Annotated in this window: 1 protein-coding gene and 1 pseudogene; both read left to right on the forward strand. The window is 39.6% G+C overall.

Features of this window, described 5'->3' with window-relative positions; genetic code table 11:
* Window positions 1–114: pseudogene (locus F6K49_RS47710) on the forward strand (nicotinate-nucleotide diphosphorylase (carboxylating)); the annotation flags it as partial.
* Window positions 115–222: 108 nt separating this feature from the next.
* Window positions 223–1,284, forward strand: a complete 1,062-nt coding sequence (locus F6K49_RS47715; RefSeq protein WP_293109582.1) for an alcohol dehydrogenase family protein — start codon at window positions 223–225, stop codon at window positions 1,282–1,284.
* Window positions 1,285–1,564: the final 280 nt, after the last annotated feature.

Here is a 1,564-nt window from a genome sequence, read left to right on the forward strand (position 1 = left end):
ACGATTCGTGCAGTGGCAGAAACAGGAGTAGATTACATCTCCAGCAGCGCTCCCATTACTCGCTCTAGTTGGTTGGATTTGAGTATGAGATTAGGGAGTTGGGATAAACAGTAGTATCGCCGTTTATCTCAAGGGGTATAGGAAGTATACCCTGGGATAGATTTTGAAGGAAGTTCGAGCTTATTACTGTACTATTGACGAGGAGGACTTGAGCAAGCAGCCATGACAGAGTTAATGAATGCTGTTATTCTTACCGGATTTGGAGGGCCAGAAAAACTGGTCTATACCCAAGTCCCTAAACCAGTCCCGAAAAAGGGAGAAGTGTTAATTAAAGTAGGAGCTTGTTCTGTTAATAATACAGATATAAATACTCGTACTGGCTGGTATGCTGCAGAGGATAATTTTCAAGCTATCCTGCGAGATACCAAGGAAAATGACCTCAATAGTTCCGCTTGCTGGACGCAACATGGGACTGAATTTCCTCGAATTCAAGGTGCTGACATTGTTGGTCAAGTTGTGGAAATGGGTTCCGATGTAGAACCGCAACTCCTTCATCAACGGGTTATGGTTGACAGTTGGATTCGTGATGAAACTTTAGATGACTATCAATATGTTGGAAGTGAATTAGATGGGGGATTTGCCGAATATGCCGTGATTCCAGCGACCAATGTTTATCCGATTAAGTCTCCACTTTCCGATCTTGAACTCGCTACCTTTCCCTGTTCCTATTCCACAGCAGAAAATATGGTAACCAAGGGAAGAATTTCAGCAGCAGACACGGTATTGATTATGGGGGCTTCCGGTGGTGTAGGGAGTGCCTTGATTCAATTAAGCAAAATTAGAGGAGCCAAAGTTATTGCCATTGTTGGCGCGAGTAAAGAGCATTTTGCAGAGGAGTTAGGTGCTGATTATGTCTATCGACGAGATGAGCAATTAGCCACTAATTTAGAGCAACATCTAATTACTGTTGCTCTAGATGTGGTGGGAGGAGATTATTTTAATTTGATGATTAAAGCGCTTCAACCCAGAGGAAGATATGTTTCTTGTGGTGCAATTGGAAATCCAATGGTTCCTTTAGATTTGCGGGATTTGATTTACAAGGATTTAGATATGATTGGAGCAACGCGGCTTGAACCTGATGTGTTCCAGCAATTGGTTGGATATCTTGAAAAAGGTCTTTTAAAACCTTTGATTGCTAAAGTTTTTAAACTTTCTGCCATTAAGGAGGCTCAGCAATTTTTTCAGACTAAAACATTTTTTGGAAAAGTGGTTATCACCCCTTAGTAAATAACTCATTGTATAGTTAAGATAAAAAAGAGGTAAATTTAGATCATTAAATGAATATCACTTTAAAACTTTTAGATTGCACTCGCTCCAAACACAACCTTACATTACTTTATCAATATGACGAAATAACTTTTACAACTACTCTCTGGTATTCAACAGTTGACTTTCATCAGCTTGAGTCTGAGTATAGTCAGGAATACATGGAAAAAATTTATTTCCATATTTTGTTATTTCATGGGCAGGGTAATCGCATCTTAGTAGAGTTCTAAAAGTCCAG

The organism is Moorena sp. SIO3I6 (assembly GCF_010672095.1).